A 1,193-nucleotide genomic window follows, 5' to 3' on the forward strand; every position below is an offset into this window, starting at 1 on the left:
CTAGGCCGTCTCTTTCGGATCACTTTCACTGGCGTGCGATAGGTTGCCCGCCATGACTGGACTCGGATCCGTTGCCTGGCCACCTGCCCCGATACGGACCGAACGGCTCGTGCTCCGCGAGTCCGAGGCCCGGGACCGTGCGGCATTCATCGAGCTCTTCGCCTCGCCAGAGGTGGGCACCTACATCGGTGGCCCTCGACCGCGTGTTGAGCTCGAACGCGCGATGCCTGAGGTGCCCGGACGGCGCCCTGGTCTTTTCGTGATCGATCTCGACGGAGCGATGATCGGCATGGTCACGCTCGATCCTCGTGGCGCAGAGCATCCGGGTCACGTTCGTCCGGAAGCCGGCGAAGCCACGCTCGGCTACGTGTTCCTGCCGGAGGCGTGGGGATGCGGGTACGCCGCCGAGGCGTGCGCAGCGGCACTTGACTGGTTCGCCGATGCGCTTCCCGGCGAGCCGGTGGTGCTCTGCACCCAGACCGCCAACGACCGCGCGATGCGCCTCGCGGCGAAGCTGGGGTTCACCGAGGTGGAACGGTTCGAGGAGTACGGCGCCGAGCAGTGGTTCGGCGTGTGGTCCTCGCTCACGCCATCCGGTTGAGCTAGGCAGCTTCGTTTGGGTCAACGAGCGGACCAGAGGAAGATGCCAGCGATATGGAGTCCGGCCAGGTAGATAGTTGCGGTCTTCTCGTAGCGGGTGGCGATGCCGCGCCACTGCTTCAAGCGATTGATGCACCGCTCCACGGTGTTGCGTTGCTTGTATGCCTGGCGGTCGAAGGCGGGTGGCCGGCCGCCGTGGCTGCCGCGTCGCTTGCGGTGTGTCTGCTGGTCGGCGGGGATGGGGATCACTGCCCGGATTCCGCGTCGTCGCAGGTGTTCGCGGATGGCACGGGACGAGTACGCCTTGTCGGCCAGGACCGCATCCGGCCTGATGCGGGGTCTTCCGGCGGGCCGTGGCACCCGGACCTTGGCCATGACCCGCTCGAAGGCGGGGGCGTCACCGGCCTGCCCGGGCGTGAGGACGAAGCACAGAGGGCGGCAGCGGCCGTCGGCCGCCAGGTGGATCTTGGTCGTCAGCCCGCCGCGGGAGCGTCCGATGGCATGGTCGCCGGGCTCGCCGGCCGGGGCCCCTTTTTGCGGGCCCCGGCCGCGTGCTGGTGCGCGCGCACGATGGTCGAGTCGACCGCGACAAC

1 protein-coding gene and 1 pseudogene are annotated in these 1,193 nt (G+C 68.7%); one reads left to right on the forward strand and one right to left on the reverse strand.

The window, feature by feature from the left end:
* The first annotated feature begins 52 nt into the window (after positions 1–52).
* A complete protein-coding gene (locus tag ACZ6X9_RS33760) occupies positions 53–601 on the forward strand; it encodes a GNAT family N-acetyltransferase (protein ID WP_469781871.1) in 549 nt (182 codons plus the stop codon).
* A 20-nt stretch (positions 602–621) separates the two neighbouring features.
* Here the strand turns inward: ACZ6X9_RS33760 and ACZ6X9_RS33765 are convergent.
* A pseudogene (locus tag ACZ6X9_RS33765) lies at positions 622–1,193 on the reverse strand (IS5 family transposase); the annotation flags it as partial.

This window comes from Streptomyces sp. NPDC052910 (assembly GCF_055585605.1).